This is a genomic window from Croceibacter sp., from assembly GCF_002716225.1.
GTDB lineage: Bacteria > Bacteroidota > Bacteroidia > Flavobacteriales > Flavobacteriaceae > Croceibacter > Croceibacter atlanticus.
Genome location: NZ_PAZX01000005.1, coordinates 232,240 through 250,177 on the forward strand (window position 1 = coordinate 232,240; position 17,938 = coordinate 250,177).

The 17,938-nt window shown below is 33.6% G+C and carries 20 protein-coding genes; 12 read left to right on the forward strand and 8 right to left on the reverse strand.

Going from position 1 to position 17,938, the window contains the following annotated elements; all coding sequences use genetic code 11:
• The first annotated feature begins 222 nt into the window (after positions 1-222).
• Positions 223-945: an NRDE family protein gene (locus CL818_RS03000; protein ID WP_272973941.1), complete on the forward strand. Its 723-nt coding sequence runs from the start codon at positions 223-225 to the stop codon at positions 943-945.
• Entirely contained in the window at positions 942-1,919 is a 978-nt protein-coding gene (locus CL818_RS03005; protein ID WP_272973940.1) for a DUF6695 family protein, read from the forward strand. The genes CL818_RS03000 and CL818_RS03005 overlap by 4 nt, the downstream gene beginning before the upstream one ends.
• On the opposite strand, the gene apaG is transcribed toward CL818_RS03005, so the two are convergent.
• From apaG to CL818_RS03020, 3 genes are read right to left on the reverse strand one after another with little or no spacing between them, the layout of a single operon-like run.
• Positions 1,906-2,292: a Co2+/Mg2+ efflux facilitator ApaG/CorD gene (apaG, locus tag CL818_RS03010; RefSeq protein WP_013188175.1), complete on the reverse strand. Its 387-nt coding sequence runs from the start codon at positions 2,290-2,292 to the stop codon at positions 1,906-1,908. The two genes, CL818_RS03005 and apaG, sit on opposite strands and share 14 nt — an antisense overlap.
• Positions 2,293-2,299: 7 nt before the next feature.
• Complete coding sequence (locus tag CL818_RS03015; RefSeq protein ID WP_272973939.1) at positions 2,300-3,385, reverse strand: DUF3667 domain-containing protein; 1,086 nt, start codon at positions 3,383-3,385, stop codon at positions 2,300-2,302.
• Between the two features lie 46 nt (positions 3,386-3,431).
• The gene (locus tag CL818_RS03020) at positions 3,432-4,688 is read right to left on the reverse strand and encodes a type IX secretion system plug protein (RefSeq protein WP_272973938.1); all 1,257 of its coding nucleotides are present in this window, start codon (positions 4,686-4,688) and stop codon (positions 3,432-3,434) included.
• 205 nt (positions 4,689-4,893) lie between these two features.
• Between CL818_RS03020 and CL818_RS03025 the strand changes: the two genes are divergently transcribed.
• From CL818_RS03025 to CL818_RS03065, 9 genes are all read left to right on the forward strand, one after another.
• On the forward strand, positions 4,894-6,243 hold the full coding sequence (locus CL818_RS03025; protein WP_272973937.1) for a Na(+)-translocating NADH-quinone reductase subunit A: 1,350 nt from the start codon (positions 4,894-4,896) through the stop codon (positions 6,241-6,243).
• A gap of 3 nt (positions 6,244-6,246) precedes the next feature.
• The gene (locus CL818_RS03030; protein WP_013188171.1) at positions 6,247-7,482 is read left to right on the forward strand and encodes an NADH:ubiquinone reductase (Na(+)-transporting) subunit B; all 1,236 of its coding nucleotides are present in this window, start codon (positions 6,247-6,249) and stop codon (positions 7,480-7,482) included.
• A 2-nt stretch (positions 7,483-7,484) separates the two neighbouring features.
• Positions 7,485-8,231 carry a Na(+)-translocating NADH-quinone reductase subunit C gene (locus CL818_RS03035; RefSeq protein ID WP_013188170.1) on the forward strand — a complete coding sequence of 249 codons (747 nt, stop codon included), beginning with the start codon at positions 7,485-7,487 and terminating at the stop codon, positions 8,229-8,231.
• Position 8,232: 1 nt separating this feature from the next.
• Complete coding sequence (locus tag CL818_RS03040) at positions 8,233-8,880, forward strand: NADH:ubiquinone reductase (Na(+)-transporting) subunit D (RefSeq protein WP_013188169.1); 648 nt, start codon at positions 8,233-8,235, stop codon at positions 8,878-8,880.
• A 53-nt stretch (positions 8,881-8,933) separates the two neighbouring features.
• The gene (gene nqrE / locus CL818_RS03045) at positions 8,934-9,662 is read left to right on the forward strand and encodes an NADH:ubiquinone reductase (Na(+)-transporting) subunit E (protein WP_013188168.1); all 729 of its coding nucleotides are present in this window, start codon (positions 8,934-8,936) and stop codon (positions 9,660-9,662) included.
• A gap of 1 nt (position 9,663) precedes the next feature.
• On the forward strand, positions 9,664-10,968 hold the full coding sequence (gene nqrF / locus CL818_RS03050; protein WP_013188167.1) for an NADH:ubiquinone reductase (Na(+)-transporting) subunit F: 1,305 nt from the start codon (positions 9,664-9,666) through the stop codon (positions 10,966-10,968).
• Positions 10,969-11,097: 129 nt separating this feature from the next.
• Positions 11,098-11,622 (forward strand): hypothetical protein, encoded by a 525-nt coding sequence (locus CL818_RS03055; RefSeq protein ID WP_041241020.1) that lies wholly within the window; start codon positions 11,098-11,100, stop codon positions 11,620-11,622.
• Between the two features lie 63 nt (positions 11,623-11,685).
• Positions 11,686-12,042 carry a DUF8840 domain-containing protein gene (locus CL818_RS03060; protein ID WP_013188165.1) on the forward strand — a complete coding sequence of 119 codons (357 nt, stop codon included), beginning with the start codon at positions 11,686-11,688 and terminating at the stop codon, positions 12,040-12,042.
• A complete protein-coding gene (locus tag CL818_RS03065; RefSeq protein ID WP_272973936.1) occupies positions 12,039-13,043 on the forward strand; it encodes an FAD:protein FMN transferase in 1,005 nt (334 codons plus the stop codon). The genes CL818_RS03060 and CL818_RS03065 overlap by 4 nt, the downstream gene beginning before the upstream one ends.
• Here CL818_RS03065 and CL818_RS03070 read toward each other — a convergent pair.
• The 4 genes from CL818_RS03070 to gpmI form a co-directional block, all read right to left on the reverse strand.
• Positions 13,040-13,807: a class I SAM-dependent methyltransferase gene (locus CL818_RS03070; RefSeq protein WP_286971456.1), complete on the reverse strand. Its 768-nt coding sequence runs from the start codon at positions 13,805-13,807 to the stop codon at positions 13,040-13,042. The two genes, CL818_RS03065 and CL818_RS03070, sit on opposite strands and share 4 nt — an antisense overlap.
• A 1-nt stretch (position 13,808) precedes the next feature.
• Entirely contained in the window at positions 13,809-14,642 is an 834-nt protein-coding gene (map, locus tag CL818_RS03075; protein WP_286971458.1) for a type I methionyl aminopeptidase, read from the reverse strand.
• Between the two features lie 9 nt (positions 14,643-14,651).
• The gene (locus CL818_RS03080) at positions 14,652-15,215 is read right to left on the reverse strand and encodes a thioredoxin family protein (protein WP_286971460.1); all 564 of its coding nucleotides are present in this window, start codon (positions 15,213-15,215) and stop codon (positions 14,652-14,654) included.
• Complete coding sequence (gene gpmI, locus CL818_RS03085) at positions 15,212-16,726, reverse strand: 2,3-bisphosphoglycerate-independent phosphoglycerate mutase (protein WP_286971462.1); 1,515 nt, start codon at positions 16,724-16,726, stop codon at positions 15,212-15,214. Before gpmI ends, CL818_RS03080 begins: the two co-directional genes overlap by 4 nt.
• Positions 16,727-17,057: 331 nt before the next feature.
• Between gpmI and CL818_RS03090 the strand changes: the two genes are divergently transcribed.
• Entirely contained in the window at positions 17,058-17,201 is a 144-nt protein-coding gene (locus CL818_RS03090; protein WP_013188159.1) for a hypothetical protein, read from the forward strand.
• Between the two features lie 80 nt (positions 17,202-17,281).
• On the opposite strand, the gene CL818_RS03095 is transcribed toward CL818_RS03090, so the two are convergent.
• Entirely contained in the window at positions 17,282-17,926 is a 645-nt protein-coding gene (locus CL818_RS03095; RefSeq protein ID WP_286971464.1) for a DsbA family oxidoreductase, read from the reverse strand.
• Positions 17,927-17,938: the final 12 nt, after the last annotated feature.

The window sequence follows — 17,938 nt, forward strand, 5'->3', positions numbered from 1 at the left end:
AGAGCAATTAAAACCTTCATCATTTACAAAAAATTTTGGAGGTTTTTATTTGTTTTAAGCTGTTTACTCTAACATAGTTTACTTGAAATTAAATGATAACCTGGTAATTAAACAGGCCATAATATCTACTACATTTCAGCAAATTGTGTGTGAACACTAAACGGGTCAAATATTCAACTTGTTTTTTTGTAATTTCGTCGCCCTTAATTAGACAGATACACTATGTGCACGGTAACTTTAGTACCAAATAAAGCAAGAAAAGATAGTTTTACGCTCACCTCAAATAGAGATGAAGCTATAAACAGGGAAACTATAGCACCAGAGTTTTACGAAATTAACGATGTAAAAATGTTATTTCCTAAAGATGCTATAGCTGGTGGCACTTGGATAGGCCTAAGTGAAAAAAAGCGAGTAGTTTGCTTGTTGAATGGTGGTTTTAAGCTTCACGAAAGACAACTACCTTATAGAATGAGTAGAGGTATAGTTGTAAAAGATGTATTAGGCTGTGAAAATATAGAAGAAACTTTGCAATCTTATAATTTTGATAATGTTGAACCATTTACATTGGTGATAGCAGACTGGAACCAAGGATTAAGATTTTATGAAATGGTTTGGGATGGTAAAAAAGCACATTTTAAAGAATTGCCATTAACTACCCATATTTGGTCATCTTCAACATTATATACAGATGAGATGAAAGCTAAACGAAGACATTGGTTTGCTAAATACCAATTACAACATAAGTTAACTCCAGAAAACTTATTAGATTTCCATTTAAATGCAGGAGAAGGTGACTCTAATGTAGATTTACAAATAGATAGAGGAATGCTCAAAACTATTAGCATAACTCAAGTTGTAAAGATAGATGAAGAGCCTACTATGCGTTATGAAAACCTAAACACTAAAAATGTGCTAGCTACAAAATTTGAGCCTGCAACACTTTGAAATCTTCAGGTAAAATAATACCAATTGCGTTTCCAGATCAATTTGTGAAATTATCTGATGAAAAACGATTATCCTATTTACATTGGTTTGGCTTAGGCACAAAAACGCATATAAAAGCAGGACACGCATCACTTGTTTTGGTAGACCACGCTAATGGTGAACTGCATTATTATGATTTTGGAAGATATATAACACCAAAAGGAAAAGGTCGCGTAAGAAGTAAACGCACAGATATTGAAGTTAAGATTCCATTTACCGCACAATTTGATGCAGAGAAGACTATTGTTAATCTAGATGAAATTTTAATTTGGTTGCAGTCTAAACCAGAAATCACACATGGTTATGGTAGGCTAGTAGCATCTGTAGCAGATATAGATTTTGTAAAAGCTTACACCTACGTCGAAACTTTGCAAGAAATGGGAAGCATTCCTTACAAAGCATTTGGTGCCGGTACTAAGGAGTTTGGATCAAATTGTTCTCGATTAGTTACAGATACTATAATAGAAGGAATTTCTAATCCTAAGGTAAAGCGAAAATTAAAACTTAATAAACAGTTTACGCCAAGCCCTATTGGTAATGTGCAATCTGCAGCCAGTAGCTCTAAAATTTATTGTGTAGAGCACGGTATTGTATCTGAGTTTAATAGCACAGCATTTAAAGAAAACATTGTAAATTTTTTTGACAAAAAACACGTTTTAAACACCTCTGGAGTTAAGGTTATAAAACCTAAAGATTCTTGTTTTTTAAAAGGTACAGGAAGTAGTGCTTATTTTAAGCTGAAGGCTTCAGAAGTAAGCAATGAGTATCTAATTACAAGGTATAACGAGGAAGGCCAGAAAGACTTTGAAGGAAGGTTTAAGCCAACTACTTCAGATTTCAGCATTACTAAACCTTACAAGTTTGTTTATGATAGTAATTGTTTGTATTGCCATATAGAACAGGAAGGCAAACGCTTTAAATTTAATTTAATATAAACGGAGCACTCAATTTAAAATTCGGGATACTAACCTTAAATGTTTTTCCTGTTGAAAAATTTAGCATCTCGTAATATCCATTCATTGAACCTATTGGCGAGGATAATAAACATCCGCTTGAGTAGCTATGTTTTTGTTGTGGCGGTATCACCGGCTTTTTACCTATAACACCTTCTCCTTCTACATATTCAGGTAATTTTAAAGCGTCTCTAATTTCCCAAAACCTATTAAGTAACTGTATGGTGTCCTTGCTTAAATTTTCGATAGTAATGGTATAGGAAAAAGCTTGAAACAGTTGGTGTTCTCTATAAATAGAGCCTTCAAACTTTGTTTCAACAGAAATTTTAATTCCTTTTGTAACTTTTGTAACCATACGTTTTTTAAAAAATAGCGAAGGATACTAAAAATGAGAGTATAGCACCAACAAACGCTAAGATTAAAAATACAAAATTTACGATAATAAACTTCACAATAGTTTTAAATCGTCTTTGCTTATAAAACCTTCGCATGGCCTTATAGAGATAAAAGAAGAATATTAGCGTGGCACCATAAAATACAATTTGACCAACTCCTATATAACTTAATATAAATGCAAAGGAATACATTACAAAAAACAAACTTTGTATATGAAATAAAAAGACGATATGTTCTGCATAACTAAAAGGATTTCTAATGTATAGTAACCATACAAATAATGCAAAAACAGGAAGGTAAAAGAAAATAATTATAGGCAACTTGTTTATAAAATAGCCCAATACAGAAGATAGGTTAGAGGTAACATCACTTAGTTGTACGCCTTTGTGGTAAAGATATCTGTGATAATATGTTTTTGTATGTTTTAAACTGTCTAAACCTAATGCTGCATTTGTGATGCTTGTGTCTTCGTAAAATTCCTGATACAAATCTAAGCGCTTGTCTAGTGTTGTGAAAAAACTAAGGCTATCTAATTCTTGTTCTGAAATATAAATATCCTTGTAAGACGTTATGGTGTCGTTTTTTAAATACTTATTTAAACCTAAGCTATCCAGATGAGCAAGGTCTTCTTTAGGAACCTCGCTTAATTCTTGTTTAAAAGTGTTTGAAGTATTTTCGGATAAGTTGTCTAATTTTCTGATGTTATAATCTATAGCATCAAAATTTAAACTAAAGCCATAAATTATAAAAAATATAATACTCACACTAAGATAAAACCGAAACGGATTTACATAGCTTCTTCGCTTTCCTTTAATATATTCCTCGCTAATTTTTCCAGGTTTAAAGAGCAAGGCTGTTAATGTATTCCTTAGTCTGGAATCATAGGAAATAATACTTGCAAAAAACTCTCTTACAAAATCTCCAACTTTAAGCTTTTTAAGTGTGTTTAGTTGTCCGCATTGTGCGCAGAATTTGTCGCTAACATCTAGAGGATGATTACAATTTAAACAGGTTTCACCGCGATATTTACGGAGTAGGCGAGAGTCACTCATAAGGTTTGGTTAGAGTGCTATAAAGTTAGGGATTTAATTAAAATAATTAATTAGTAATGTTTACACTATTTGCAGAACCAATACCAATAACACGATCAAAACGACCACCAATATCCCTATAATAGGCTAAGACAGTATATTCATTTTCTGTTTTGTCAAAATTACCACTTATAAATCCTGGATTAATACTGCCGTCTGGGTTAAGTAAAATATACTTGTAATTATAAAAACCTTGCTTAAATAAGCGTTCGTTTTCATAAACACCACGTTCCTTATTATAAGTAAGCTTAGTGGTGTCATCTAATATATAGTTATTAAAGTTACCATATATATGCAGCTGTCCGCCATTTAAATCTTCATAACATTGTAATGAGAAATGCATCCATACGTATTCTGCTTCAATATCCTCATCACGTCCTTGTAGTGTTCTAACTCTGTAACTACCATTAATGTCTGGATAATAGGTATAAGGCTCAAAGGCTCTCATTCCATCTGTGTAAAGGAAATTGTGATAAATGTCACGTTTTTCAATCCTCTTAATATTTATGGTTGCAGCTCTAACATCTTTATTGTCAAAATTTAAAAACTCATTGCTTGCCCAAAAGGAAGATTCGGTATCATATCTATAAACATATTCGTTGCCTATATTGTACTGTGGTCTTAAATTACTTATTGCAGTATTTAAGTCGTTATTTTGAATAACTAGCGTTTTTAAAGCAATATCTGGGTTCTTGATAAGTAATTGGTCGGAAGAGATACTAAAATGTACAGACTGCTTCGTATTTATAAACTCTTGGTCTCTCATACGTTTTACCTGTGCTTTTACTGTTGCTAAATTTTCATAAACAATAAACTTGCGACTAAACATTAACTCCTTAGAGTCATTATATATCTTAAGCATATAATTGCCGCTCTTCTCAATACGTTTAGTGTCTTCATTAGGTATCTTGAGCGTATAGTGGCTGTATAGTTGTAAAGCATTAAAGGAGTTTTCGTAGGTTACCAGCCTTACATTGTCAAAACCTTCAAGATATTCATTTTTAGATATGGTTGTTGGCGTCCAATCAAAATTATAATAGTCTATTACATAGTAGTAATCCTCTTCATCGCCAATAATATCATCAAATTCTAGAGTTAATCTTTCGCCGAGTCTTATAATAGGAGTACCACTAAATTCTGAGCTTGAACCTTTAAAATTTACAGTTCTTATATAATCTGGAGGAATTGTTTCCCATTCAGGATTTTGAGCTAATGCGCTGAAAGATATTGAAATAAATAGCGTTAAGACTAATCTGTTAATCATCTATAATGAGTTTTTACAAATATAAACAAATATGATGCCCATTATATGAGAGGTATAAGAATACTGAAGCCTCTTAATTTAGAATTGTTATAAATAAAATTACAAGACGATTTAGGTGATTTAAAAACAGTTTTATTATTAAATTTGCACACCGTTTCAAATACTCAATTTGTTCGGTATTAATTGAGAACTTAATAGCTATTGTATGTCAAAAGACATTACCATTAAAAAAGGTCTCGATATACGCTTAGTAGGAAGTGCAGACAAAGTACTTGTTGATGCTCCTAAATCTAAGACGTGTACGATACAACCCGCAGATTTTCATCTCACCATTCCAAAAATGGTCGTTAAAGAAGGCGCTAAATTACGTGCTGGAGATGAATTATTTTATTCAAAAACACAAGACAGTATAAAAGTAGTGTCTCCTATTGCAGGTACACTTAAAGAAATTAGACGTGGTGCAAAGCGTGTAATTACTCATATTGTTATAGAAGCAGATGGCTCTAACGAGTCTCGCGACTTTGGTGCAGTAAATGTAGCAAGCGCAGATGCAGAGGTGTTAAGAGCTCGTTTCTTAGAAAGTGGTCTTTGGCCATTTATTAAGCAGCGTCCTTATGATGTAATTGCGAACCCAACTTCGGAGCCTAAAGCCATTTTTATCTCTGGTTATGCCAGTGCACCATTGGTGGCAGATTTAGACTATACACTTGCCAAGCAAGAAGAGAAATTGCAAGCTGCTGTTACAGCACTTAGCAAAATGACTAAAGGGCAAGTTCATGTTACTATAGGTAAAGATTCTGTGTCTCCTTTTGAAAATTTAAAGGATATTACTTTACATAAGATAACAGGACCGCATCCTGCAGGAAATGTAGGGACACAAATCTCTAAAATAGATCCAGTAAATAAAGGAGAAGTAGTTTGGACAGTAAATGCTCAAGATCTTATTGTGATAGGAGAGTCTTTACTTACGGGTCATTTTAACTCAGAACGTCAAATTGCTGTTGCAGGTTCATCTGTAAAGGCGCCTAAATACTTTAGAACTCATATTGGAGCAGATTTAGAAGGAATTTTAAATGAAGCTGGTATAGAGGCTAACTCAAGAGTAATTACAGGTAGCGTTCTTACAGGAGATAAGACAACTGCAAAAGGAAACTTAGGGTATTATCATAACACTGTTTCTGTAATCCCAGAAGGAGATGATTATGAATTCTTTGGTTGGAATAAGCCAGTTTTTAATAAAATATCTCTTACAAGAGCATTAACATTCTCTTGGATGCAGCCAAATAAGAAATACGATTTAGATACCAATACCAATGGAGAACATCGTGCCTTTGTTGTTACAGGTATGTATGAAGAGGTTTTTCCTTTAGATATTTATCCATTACAAATTATGAAATCTTGCCTTGTTGAAGATTTAGATGCAATGGAGCAATTAGGAATGTACGAAGTAGCACCAGAAGACTTTGCATTAACAGAGTTTGTATGTGTATCTAAACAACCACACCAAGCAATTATAAGAAAAGGCTTGGATGTTATGTATAAAGAAATAGGATAAGGGATGAGCTTAAAAAGTAAATTACACGATTTAAAGGTTAAGTATCAAGGCAAAAAAATGGCGCCTGCATTTAATGCATTGCATACATTTTTATATGCGCCTAATGAAACCACATCTCACGGCTCACACGTTCGTGCAGCAGATGATTTAAAGAGAACAATGAATACGGTTATCATAGCTTTGGTACCGTGTTTAATCTTTGGTATTTTTAATACTGGTTACCAACATTATGCAGCTATAGATGCTGCTGCAGGTGTAGCAAGAGAACTTTCTGTTTTTGGAAACTTTCTTACTTGGGATAATTTTTGGTTAGGATTTATTACTGTAATTCCATTAGTAGTGGTGTCTTACGGAGTTGGTCTTTTAGTTGAATTTATCTTTGCTGTTATTAAAGGACACGAAGTAGAAGAAGGTTACTTAGTAACCGGAATGTTAGTACCACTTATTGTACCTGTAGATATTCCACTTTGGATGCTTGCAGTAGCTGTAATATTTGGTGTAGTAATAGGTAAAGAAGTATTTGGTGGTACAGGAATGAATATTCTAAACCCTGCATTAACAATTAGAGCATTCTTGTTCTTTGCTTATCCAACCTGGATGAGTGGTGATAAAGTTTGGGTTCATGGTGCTGTAGATCGTGCTAAAGAAATTGCTGGTGGCGCAAACGTCGATGCTATTTCTGGAGAAACTGTGTTAGGGATGTATGCACAAAACCAAAACGTGTTAGATACCTATTCAATAGCAGAAATGTTTTATGGCTATATACCAGGTTCTGTAGGAGAAACTTCTAAGTTACTTATTATAATAGGTGCATTATTTTTAATCTTTACTAAAGTAGGTAGCTGGAGAATTATGCTTAGTACTTTAATAGGAGCTTTAGTGATGGGCTTAATATTTAATGGAGTTGTTAATTTAGATTGGATTTCTGAAAGCAGCAAATTTTACGGATTAATGAGCGTTCCTTTCTGGCAACACTTAATTATTGGTAGTATTTTATTTGGTGCGGTGTATATGGCTACAGATCCTGTGTCTGCATCACAAACCAATAAAGGAAAATGGATTTATGGATTCCTTATAGGTTTCATAGCGATAATGATACGTGTGTTTAACCCAGCATATCCAGAAGGTGTATTCTTAGCAATTCTATTAATGAATGTGTTCGCACCAACAATTGATCATTATGTTGTTCAAGGAAATGTGAAGAAACGTATGAAGCGTTTAAAACTTAAAACTGCTTAATCATGGCAAATACAGATAAAAATAGTTACACTATAATATTCGCCATTATCATGGTGGTTGTAGTAGGTGGTATTTTGGCAAGTTTAGCTTCAGGTTTAAAACCTTTAGTTAAAGCCAATGAAAAATACGAGAAACAGCAAAACGTTCTTTACGCTTTAGGGGTAAATGATAACGAAGGTCCAGGTGATGTTAAATTTCTTGGGACAGATGTTGTTGAAGATAAATTTAAGAGCATTGTTAAAAAACAACTTTTAATAAAAGGAAGTGAGATAAAGGAAATAGCTTTAGATACACTTGTAGATATTAAAAAAGAAGAAACAAAAGCGAAAGACCCTAATTACGAAAGAGCTTTGCCATTATATGTTGCAGAAAAGGATGGTAAAGAGTTGTTTGTAATACCTGTAAGAGGTAAAGGTCTTTGGGATGCTATTTGGGGATATGTTGCTGTAGATAAATCTATGACTATCACTGGTGTTTACTTTGATCATAAAGGTGAAACACCAGGTTTAGGAGCAGAAATTAAACAGCGTTACTTTATGGACGATTTTACTGGTGAGTCTTTCTTAGATGGAGGTGCTTTTAAAGGTATTACAGTTGCTAAAGGTAACAACGATCCAAAAAACACAGACACTAGCGATAATGAAGTAGATGCCCTTGCAGGAGCAACTATTACAGGAGATGGTGTAACAGCAATGTTAAAGAAGGATGTACGTATGTATGTTCCTTATTTTAAAACTTTAAATAATTAATATGGCTCTTCTTTCAAAAAAAGATAGGGGTTTAATTTTAGACCCATTAGCAGATGATAACCCAATTACAATACAAGTACTTGGTATCTGTTCTGCATTAGCAATTACAGCTCAGTTAAAACCATCTATCGTAATGGCTATTTCGGTAGTCTTTGTATTAGGTGTGGGTAATGTTGTAATCTCATTAATGCGTAATATAATTCCTTCTAAAATTAGAATTATAGTACAACTTATAGTAGTAGCAACATTAGTAATTATTGTAGATCAGGTCCTAAAAGCCTTTGCTTACGAATTAAGTAAGGAGCTATCAGTATTTATCGGTCTTATAATTACTAACTGTATTATTATGGGACGTTTTGAAGCTTTTGCTTTAGGTAATGGCCCTTGGAGATCTTTCTTAGATGGTATAGGAAACGCTGCAGGTTACGGTTTAATATTAATTATAGTAGGTTTCTTTAGAGAGCTTTTAGGTTCTGGAACTCTATTCGGATTTAAAGTTCTTGGTGATTCTGTTGAGAAAACAGGACTTTATGCTATTGGTTATGAAAATAACGGTTTTATGGTATTGCCTCCTATGGCACTTATCGTAGTTGGAATCATTATATGGGTACAACGTAGTAAGAACAAAGCATTAATAGAGGAAAACTAATAGCAGTAAGCAGTTTTATATAAACTGTTAACTGAAAACTTATTACTTAAACAATGGAACATTTAGAATTATTTTTCAAGTCAATTTTTGTTGACAATATGGTATTCGCATATTTCTTAGGAATGTGTTCTTACCTTGCCGTTTCTAAGAAAGTGAGCACAGCTGTAGGATTAGGTGCTGCTGTTATTTTCGTATTAACAGTAACTGTACCGTTAAACTGGTTGTTGGATCAATATGTACTACAAGAAGGTGCTCTTACTTGGTTAGGACCAGAATTTGCAGACTATGATTTAAGTTTTCTTTCATTCATCTTATTTATTGCTACCATTGCTACAATGGTTCAGTTAGTTGAGATAGTTGTAGAAAAATTTTCACCATCACTTTATACATCATTAGGTATCTTCTTACCTCTTATTGCTGTAAACTGTGCTATTTTAGGTGGTTCTTTATTTATGCAATCAAGAGAGATAGAAACTTTTACTTTAGCGCTTAACTATGGATTTAGCTCAGGTATTGGTTGGTTTTTAGCTATCCTTGCTATTGCAGCTATTCGCGAAAAAATTAGATACTCTAATGTACCTGCTCCATTACGTGGATTAGGAATTACATTTATTATCACTGGTCTTATGGCTATTGGTTTTATGAGTTTTGGAGGAATGCTTACTGGTGGCGATGGAGAAACACCATCTACTGAAGGTACTCCAGACGATTTAGGAGTAAAGATAGAAGAGAGTGTAAAAACTAATGAAACCGCAGAGGTTTCTAACATAACTATAAAATAATATGTTTTTAGCAAGCACATTAGGAGTTGTTGCAGCAACAGTTATTGCTTTTTTAGCATTAACATTAATATTAGTAGCATTACTATTATTTACAAAGCAAAAACTATCTCCATCTGGCCCTGTAAAGATTACCATTAATGGTGAGAAAGAAATAGAGGTTCCTTCTGGAGGTACTTTACTTACAACATTAAGTTCAGAAAAAATCTTCTTACCATCAGCTTGTGGTGGTGGTGGTACTTGTATACAATGTGAGTGTCACGTACTTGAAGGTGGTGGTGAAGCATTACCTACAGAAACACCACACTTTACAAGAAAAGAATTAGCACACGGTGCACGTTTATCTTGTCAAGTAAAAGTGAAGAATGATATGAATATTCAAATCCCTGAAGAGGTATTTGGTATTAAAAAATGGGAGGCAACTGTTGTACGTAACTATAACGTGGCATCTTTCATTAAAGAATTTGTAGTTGAAATTCCTGAAGATATGAATTACAAAGCTGGAGGTTACATCCAGATTGAAATTCCTGAATGTGAAATAAACTATAAGGATATAGACATTACAGCTCACCCAGAGGAACATGATAGTCCAGATAAGTTTCAAGCAGAATGGGATAAGTTTGGTCTATGGCCTTTAACAATGAAGAATGACGAAGTTGTAGAAAGAGCTTATTCAATGGCCTCTTATCCTGCAGAAGGACGTGAGATTATGCTTAACGTACGTATTGCTACGCCACCTTGGGATCGTAACAAAAATGCTTGGATGGATGTAAATCCTGGTATTGCTTCATCTTATATTTTTGCAAAGAAACCAGGAGATAAAGTAACTATATCTGGTCCATTTGGTGAATTCTTTATTAATCCAAGTGATTCAGAAATGCTTTATGTTGGTGGTGGTGCAGGTATGGCGCCAATGCGTTCTCATCTTTATCACTTATTCCGCACACTTAAGACTGGTCGTAAAGTTACGTATTGGTATGGAGGTCGTTCTAAAAGAGAGTTATTTTACTTAGATCACTTTAGAAACTTAGAAAAAGATTTTCCAAACTTTAAATTTTACCTAGCATTATCTGAACCGTTAGAAGAAGATAATTGGAAAGTAAAAGAAAATATTGATGCAGAAGGAGATGGCTTTGTAGGCTTTATTCACCAAGTGGTAATCAATAATTACTTAAATCACCATGAGTCTCCAGAAGATATCGAGTTATATTTCTGTGGACCACCATTAATGAACCAAGCCGTTCAAAAAATGGGTGAAGACTTTGGTATCCCAGATGAAAACATCAGATTCGATGATTTCGGAGGATAATCCATTTTAATTCAACATATTAAAGACGCTCTTATGAGCGTCTTTTTTTATGCTTAAAATACCCATTTTTAGGTATTTAGAGTCTTTAGGTTATTCTTTAAACTTGTATATAACTTAAATGTCTGCCCTATGAAATTATTTATTATAGCTTGTTGTATGCTATTTTGGTATACAACTAACGCACAAATAAATATTAATATAGAGAATGATACAATTTACTCTATTCAAGATCTTATTGAGCTAAAAGAATATTCATATTCTAAAACTCATCCACTAGAATTTGTGGGAAGTTTTGAAAAACTTAATGAATATACAAGAGACGGTTATTCTTGGAAAACAAAAGTCAAAATTTCACTACTTAAAGATGGAACTTGTAATACACTTTGGTATAATAGTGGTTTTGCTGATAAGCAACCCATTACTAAAGAAGTGCCTGGCTTTTGGGGTATTGCTGTAGATAAAGAAACGTCATTACCAATCACAAAGATGGTAAACGGAAATACTTATTATAGAATCATACTATCTTCTGGTTCAGATAAAACCTTGGCTTATTACGATAGGCCCACATACGATGATTGGATTATAGTGAACCCTAACAAAGAAGTTTTTCTCAAACTTATTTTTTCTAGTGATGAACCTATAAAGAAGACCTAGTTTTTAGTTACTTTCTTAAGTGCAAACTCTTAGTTATTTTAGGGGTTTATTTACCTTTGTAAAATGGCACTATTAACTGAGCAGGAACTTCATAATTTAGCTATGAATATTGTAGGAAAAGACCTTGAATCTAAAGGGTTTGAGTTTCTTGCGGTAAATTCTAAATTAAAAAAGGACCCTCAATTTGTAGCTCTTAAAGATAAAATTCTTCATTTTGTAGTAGTAAGAGCTATTACTTTTCCAGATAATGCCAATAGTTATGACAAGGACTTTATGCAAACCATAAAAGATCATGCCATAAAATTTGAAGCCAAAACATATTATGCTGGTGTAGGTTTAGGGAACTCAAATAACTACCAACAACCGTTAGAGCAAGGTGATGCGTATGCGGTTATATATAATGGTTTACAAGAGGTATGAAAAAGTGTTTATTCTTATTAGTTATATTTTTTATTTGGTCTTGTAATAATAATGATCAAAATGAGAAACGCATTAGTGGTAACGCTTTAGGAACTACCTATCAAATAATCTATTTTGATGATTTAGATGAAGAAGTGTTTACAAAAGACATGGATTCTCTATTATATGCTGTTAACTCATCACTAAGCACATACCAATCAGATTCTGATATTTCAAAATTAAATGCTGGAGACACTACTATTGTTATTGATGATATGTTTACTGAAGTATTTCAACTTTCTAAGAAAATACATAAAGAAAGTTCAGGTTATTTTGATCCTACAGTTGGTAACCTNGTAAATGCTTACGGGTTTGGTTCTAAGAAATTTACAACAGTTGTAGATAGTACTGTAATTGATTCCTTAACTACCTATGTAGGATTAGATAAAGTAATACTTAACAAAAATAGAACCATATCTAAAAAACATCCAGAAGTTTACTTAGAGTTTAACTCCATAGCAAAAGGCTATTGTTTAGATAGAATTTCAACTTATCTAAAAGAAAAGGATATTTCTAATTTCTTAATTGAATTAGGAGGAGAACTAGTAGCAAGTGGAAGTAAGCAACCTGAAAATAAACTCTGGGTAGCTGGTATAGAAGAGCCTTTGGAAGATGGCTCAAGGGCAATTGCAAAAACNGTNAAGCTAAAAGATATAGCTATGGCAACTTCTGGAAACTATAGAAAATATAAAATAGACAGTCTTTCTGGTCAAAAATATGTACATACAATTAACCCTTTAACTGGTTTTCCTGAGCAGAATGATATGTTAAGTGCATCTGTATTTGCTCAAACTTGTGCAGAAGCAGATGCCTATGCAACCACGTTTATGACAATGGGTTTTAAAAAATCTAAACAACTACTTGATTCTTTACAAAGTATAGATGCTTATCTTATGTATTTAAATACCGATAATGAGATAGAAGTGTATGTTACAAAAGGTATAGAGCCTTTTATAAATTAAGGTTTAGTACATACAGGTAAAAGTTCTCCCCAAGCCAATCTAAACCTATCTGAAGCCTCTTTTCCTATAGTTTTTGTATAATCTATGGCGTCTACTTTAAAACCGTGAGAACGTAATATATCAAAGTAATCTAACCCATATACTCTTACATGGTCATATTGACCAAAAATCTTTGCTCGCTCTTTGGCGTCTGTAATGCTGTCATCCTCAAAAGTAGTAGCTCTTTCTGTCTCTTGAGGAACTTGTAGTATTGCAGTTCCACCTGGTTTTAAAACNCTGTACAATTCAGANATAGCTTTATGATGATCTGGAATATGCTCTAATACATGATTACATAANATAAAATCATAAGCGTTATCTTGAAAAGGTAGGTTGCAAATATCTGCCTTAACATCTGCTAAAGGCGAATTAAGATCTGTAGTGGTGTAGTCTAAATGTTCTAGAGACCTAAATCTTTTATAAAATGCTTGTTCCGGAGCAAAATGAAGCACTTTTTGTGGTGTGGTAAAAAATGTAGTTTCGTTTTTAAGATATAGCCAAAGTAATCTATGCCTTTCTAAAGAAAGCGTAGAAGGTGATAGTACGTTTTCTCGTTGGGTTTCATAGCCATATGGTAAAAACTTCTTATACGATTTGCCATCTATAGGATCTGTATAGGTGTTACCTTTATAAAGCCTTGCTAATATTGGTCGCGCAATATAGCTTAACCTTATTAGTAATGGTCTAGGCACCACATTAAGAATGCTACTAAAAACAGTTTTCAACTTATGATTCTTGTAAAAGTGTAGTTAAGTCTAACCTAAACTCATCCTCTTCATTTGTGGTAATTCCTAGAGCTTCGTGAACATAATCGAACGTAGATAATAAAACAGGCTTACCGTCTACAATGGCAACATCATGTTCAAAGTGCACACTTGGTTTGCCATCTGCAGTAAGAATTGTCCAACCATCAGATAATTGCTTTATACGTTTTGCTCCCATATTTATCATAGGTTCAATAGCAACTGTCATACCTTCAATAAATTTCTTACCGCGACCACGTTTACCATAGTTTGGCATTTCTGGATCTTCATGCATCTTTCGGCCAATACCGTGACCAACTAATTCTCTTACTACAGAATANCCTCTTTGTTCGCAGTATTTTTGTATTGCAAAACCAACATCNCCAACTCTATTGCCTTCCTTAAGTTGTTTAATACCAACGTAAAGAGACTCTTTAGTAGTTTTAATTANTTTTTTTGTGGCTTCATCTACTTCACCAATTTCAAAGGTGTAAGCGTGATCTCCGTAAAATTCATTCTTAATTGCACCACAATCAACAGAAATAATATCACCTTCTTTAAAGGGAATGTCTTTTGGGATTCCGTGTACTACTTCTGCATTTGGAGATATAAGTAGAGTAGAAGGNCAATCATATAAACCTTTAAAACCTGGTATTGCGTTTTCTTCTTCTCTAATGTAAGCTTCTGCTAGAGCATCTAACCTTGCACCTGTAACGCCTGGTTTAATTTCCTTTGCCAACATACCTAAGGTTCTAGAAACTACATGTGCGCTTTCTCGCATTAAAGCGATTTCTTCTCTTGTTTTTGCTATAATCATAATTGGGTATTACTCTGCGTAACTGTGTTTGTATGGTTGGCCAGATACTATTTTTAAAATATCTTCTGCCAATGTTTCTTGGGCGTACTCAACAAATCTATTNACTTCTTTGCCGTTCTTACTAAATATAATTGTTGGTACTTTTATAATATNATAACCTTCTTGGAGGTTATTAGGTGTTACTTTTTTACGGTCTACAGATATTACTTCTANGTTGGCNATATTATAACCAGACTCTTCTAGTAATTTATAGAGTTTAGGTGTTTCTCGCTTACTATCACTACACCAAGTGCCCATAAACACCTTAATATCATAATCATTAATGTATTTGCTTATGGCNGCAGCTGTTTCTGCATTTATACTATAGTCTTCATATCTTGGCGAGAACCAATCTCCATAGGGCGCATTCATAAAGTCTTCTTTTGTAAGAATACTAGATGGTGTTTTTACCATAATTGAGTCTACTTTAGCTGTAGTTTCTGTTGGAGTTGCTGTACTTTCTACAGCAGTTTTTTGGTGACCACAAGACATAAGGGTTACACATAAAACAAGGATAAAAAATGTTAATCTCATAATAATGAATTTTGAGTCATTAATTTAGGTTTTGCAACTCCCATTAAATGTAATATTGTAGGTGCTATATCTCCCAATACACCATCTTTAATAGTTTTAAGAGAATCATCTACCAATAGCATTGGCACAGGATTGGTTGTATGTGCTGTATTAGGTGAGCCATCTGGATTTACCATTACCTCACTATTACCGTGATCTGCAATTACAATAGTTGTGTAGCCTTGTAACTTAGCAGCNTCAATTANTGTTTGNGCACAAGAATCTACAGTTTCACAGGCTTTTATAGCTGCATTAAAATCTCCAGTATGACCAACCATATCTGGATTTGCAAAGTTAATGCAAATAAAATCGCTAGCAGTTGTCTCAATGTGAGCTTTTACACGTTCTGTTAANTCAAAAGCACTCATTTCTGGTTGTAAATCGTAAGTGGCAACATTAGGAGATTTTGCCATAATCCTTGTTTCACCCTTAAAAGGTTGTTCTCTTCCGCCAGAAAAGAAAAANGTAACGTGCGGATATTTTTCGGTTTCTGCAGCGCGTAATTGAGTTTTACCACTCCATTCTAAAACTTCGCCTAAGGTTTCTTTAATATTTTCTTTTTTAAAGATGACTTTAATATCATTAAAGGTTTCATCATACATTGTCATAGTAACAAAATATAATGGTAGCTTAGCCATACCTTCTTCAACAAAATCTCTTTGGGTTAGNGCATTTGTTAATTGCCTACCACGATCTGTTCTAAAATTAAAGAATATNACAACATCGTTTGGGTTTATAGTAGCAACTGGATTNTCATTNTTTGTGCANATAAGCGGTTTTATAAACTCATCTGTAATGCCGTCGTCATAATTAGACTGTATACTTTTANGTATATTATTTGTTGGCTGTCCTTCTGCATTTACCAGTGCATCATAAGCTAATTTGGTGCGCTCCCATCGTGTGTCTCTATCCATTGCATAATATCTGCCAGTAACTGTGGCAAGCTCTGCATTATATTTTGGCAATGTGGTTATTAAGTTTTCAATAAAACCTTTACCTGATTGTGGGTCTACATCACGGCCATCTGTAAAGGCGTGTATGTAATTTTTAGAAATACCGTAAGCATTTGCAGCNNTTAAAAGTCCGTTTAAATGAGATGTGTGAGAATGTACGCCACCATCTGAAAGTAATCCTATATAATGTACAGGTTTATTAAACTCTTTTGCATAGCTAAAAGCACGTTGTAGGACCTCTTCATCTTTTAAGGTGTTTTGAGCTACAGCGTTATTAATTTTAGCAAGATCTTGATAAACTATGCGTCCTGCACCTAAATTCATATGGCCAACTTCGCTGTTTCCCATTTGTCCTTCTGGTAATCCTACATTCATACCATCTGTGCGTAATGTAGCATTTGGATATTTTGTATACAATGCATCTATATAAGGTGTGTTTGCAGCATCGACAGCAGAGACAGATGTATCTGTTGCAATTCCCCAACCATCTAAGATCATTAACATTACTTTTTTATCCATAGCCATATTTTTTGGCAAAGATAAGGAAGACCTAAGACATACAACTTTAGTTTAGCAAGCTGAATTTTTAGAAATAGGATTGAAAATTTAAACCTAATTAGGAATTATTTTTCACATTGAAAGCACATTGAATTTTAGGAGTTTTAAAACATAAATTTAAGCACTAAAATTAGGCGACTAACTTTCAGTTTTATCTGTTTTAAAACAAATTAAGAAGATAATGTTAGCAAACAATTAAGTCTTTGCAACTTTTCATTTTTTATTAGGTTATTCTTAAAATCGGTGCCAACTTTGCACTGTGAAAAGGAAGTAAGAATTTAGTTTTAAAACAATGAGAAGACTCTTTATAGTAATAGCACTTTGCCTATTTGCTTTTGGGTTTGCCAAGCACTTTAAAAAAGACTTAAAGACGTTTAAAGCAGATCAAGAACAGATAGATGAGCCCATTACAAAGGCCGCTAAACTGAAACGATAAATACAAAGGAGCTACTGAATAAACAGTAGCTCCTTTAAATTTATAATGCACTTAAAACTGTAAGTATAAACTTCACTTTACTACAATTCTAAAAGTTCTTTTAGCACATCTTTATAAACCGAAACGGGTTGTGCTCCAGATAAAGCACTTTTATGATTAAAGACCATTGTAGGGACAGAAGTAACCCCTAAATTTTGCCATTTTATCTCTTTAGCAACAACTGCATTTTTATAACTTACATCGTCTAAGCGCTGTTCTGCTTCTGTCTTATTTAATCCAACAGTTTCAACAGCATCTAACAATNTAGTTTTTTCTGAGATGTCTTTTCCTTCGCTAAAAAATAAGGAGACTAACTCTAGGTTTAATTCGGTTTGTTTGTGTTGTTCATTTGCATATTCTAACACAATATGTGCATCTCTTGTATTAACCATTCTCAAGGCGTCGTGATAATTAAATGTAAACCCTAATTCGGCTCCAAATTGTGTCATACGTTCTTGAGACTGTTTTTGATCTTCTAAAGATGCACCATACTTTTCAGAAATATGTTCTTGTACAAGCTGTCCTTCTTTAGGCATATTTGGATTTAACTCAAATGGTTGCCACTCAATAGTTACTTGTTCTTCTACATTTAATTCNTTAATAGCTTGCTCCAAGCGTTTGTAGCCTATAATGCACCAAGGNCATACAACATCTGATACAATATCTATCTTAAGTTGTTTTGACATATTTTTTTATTT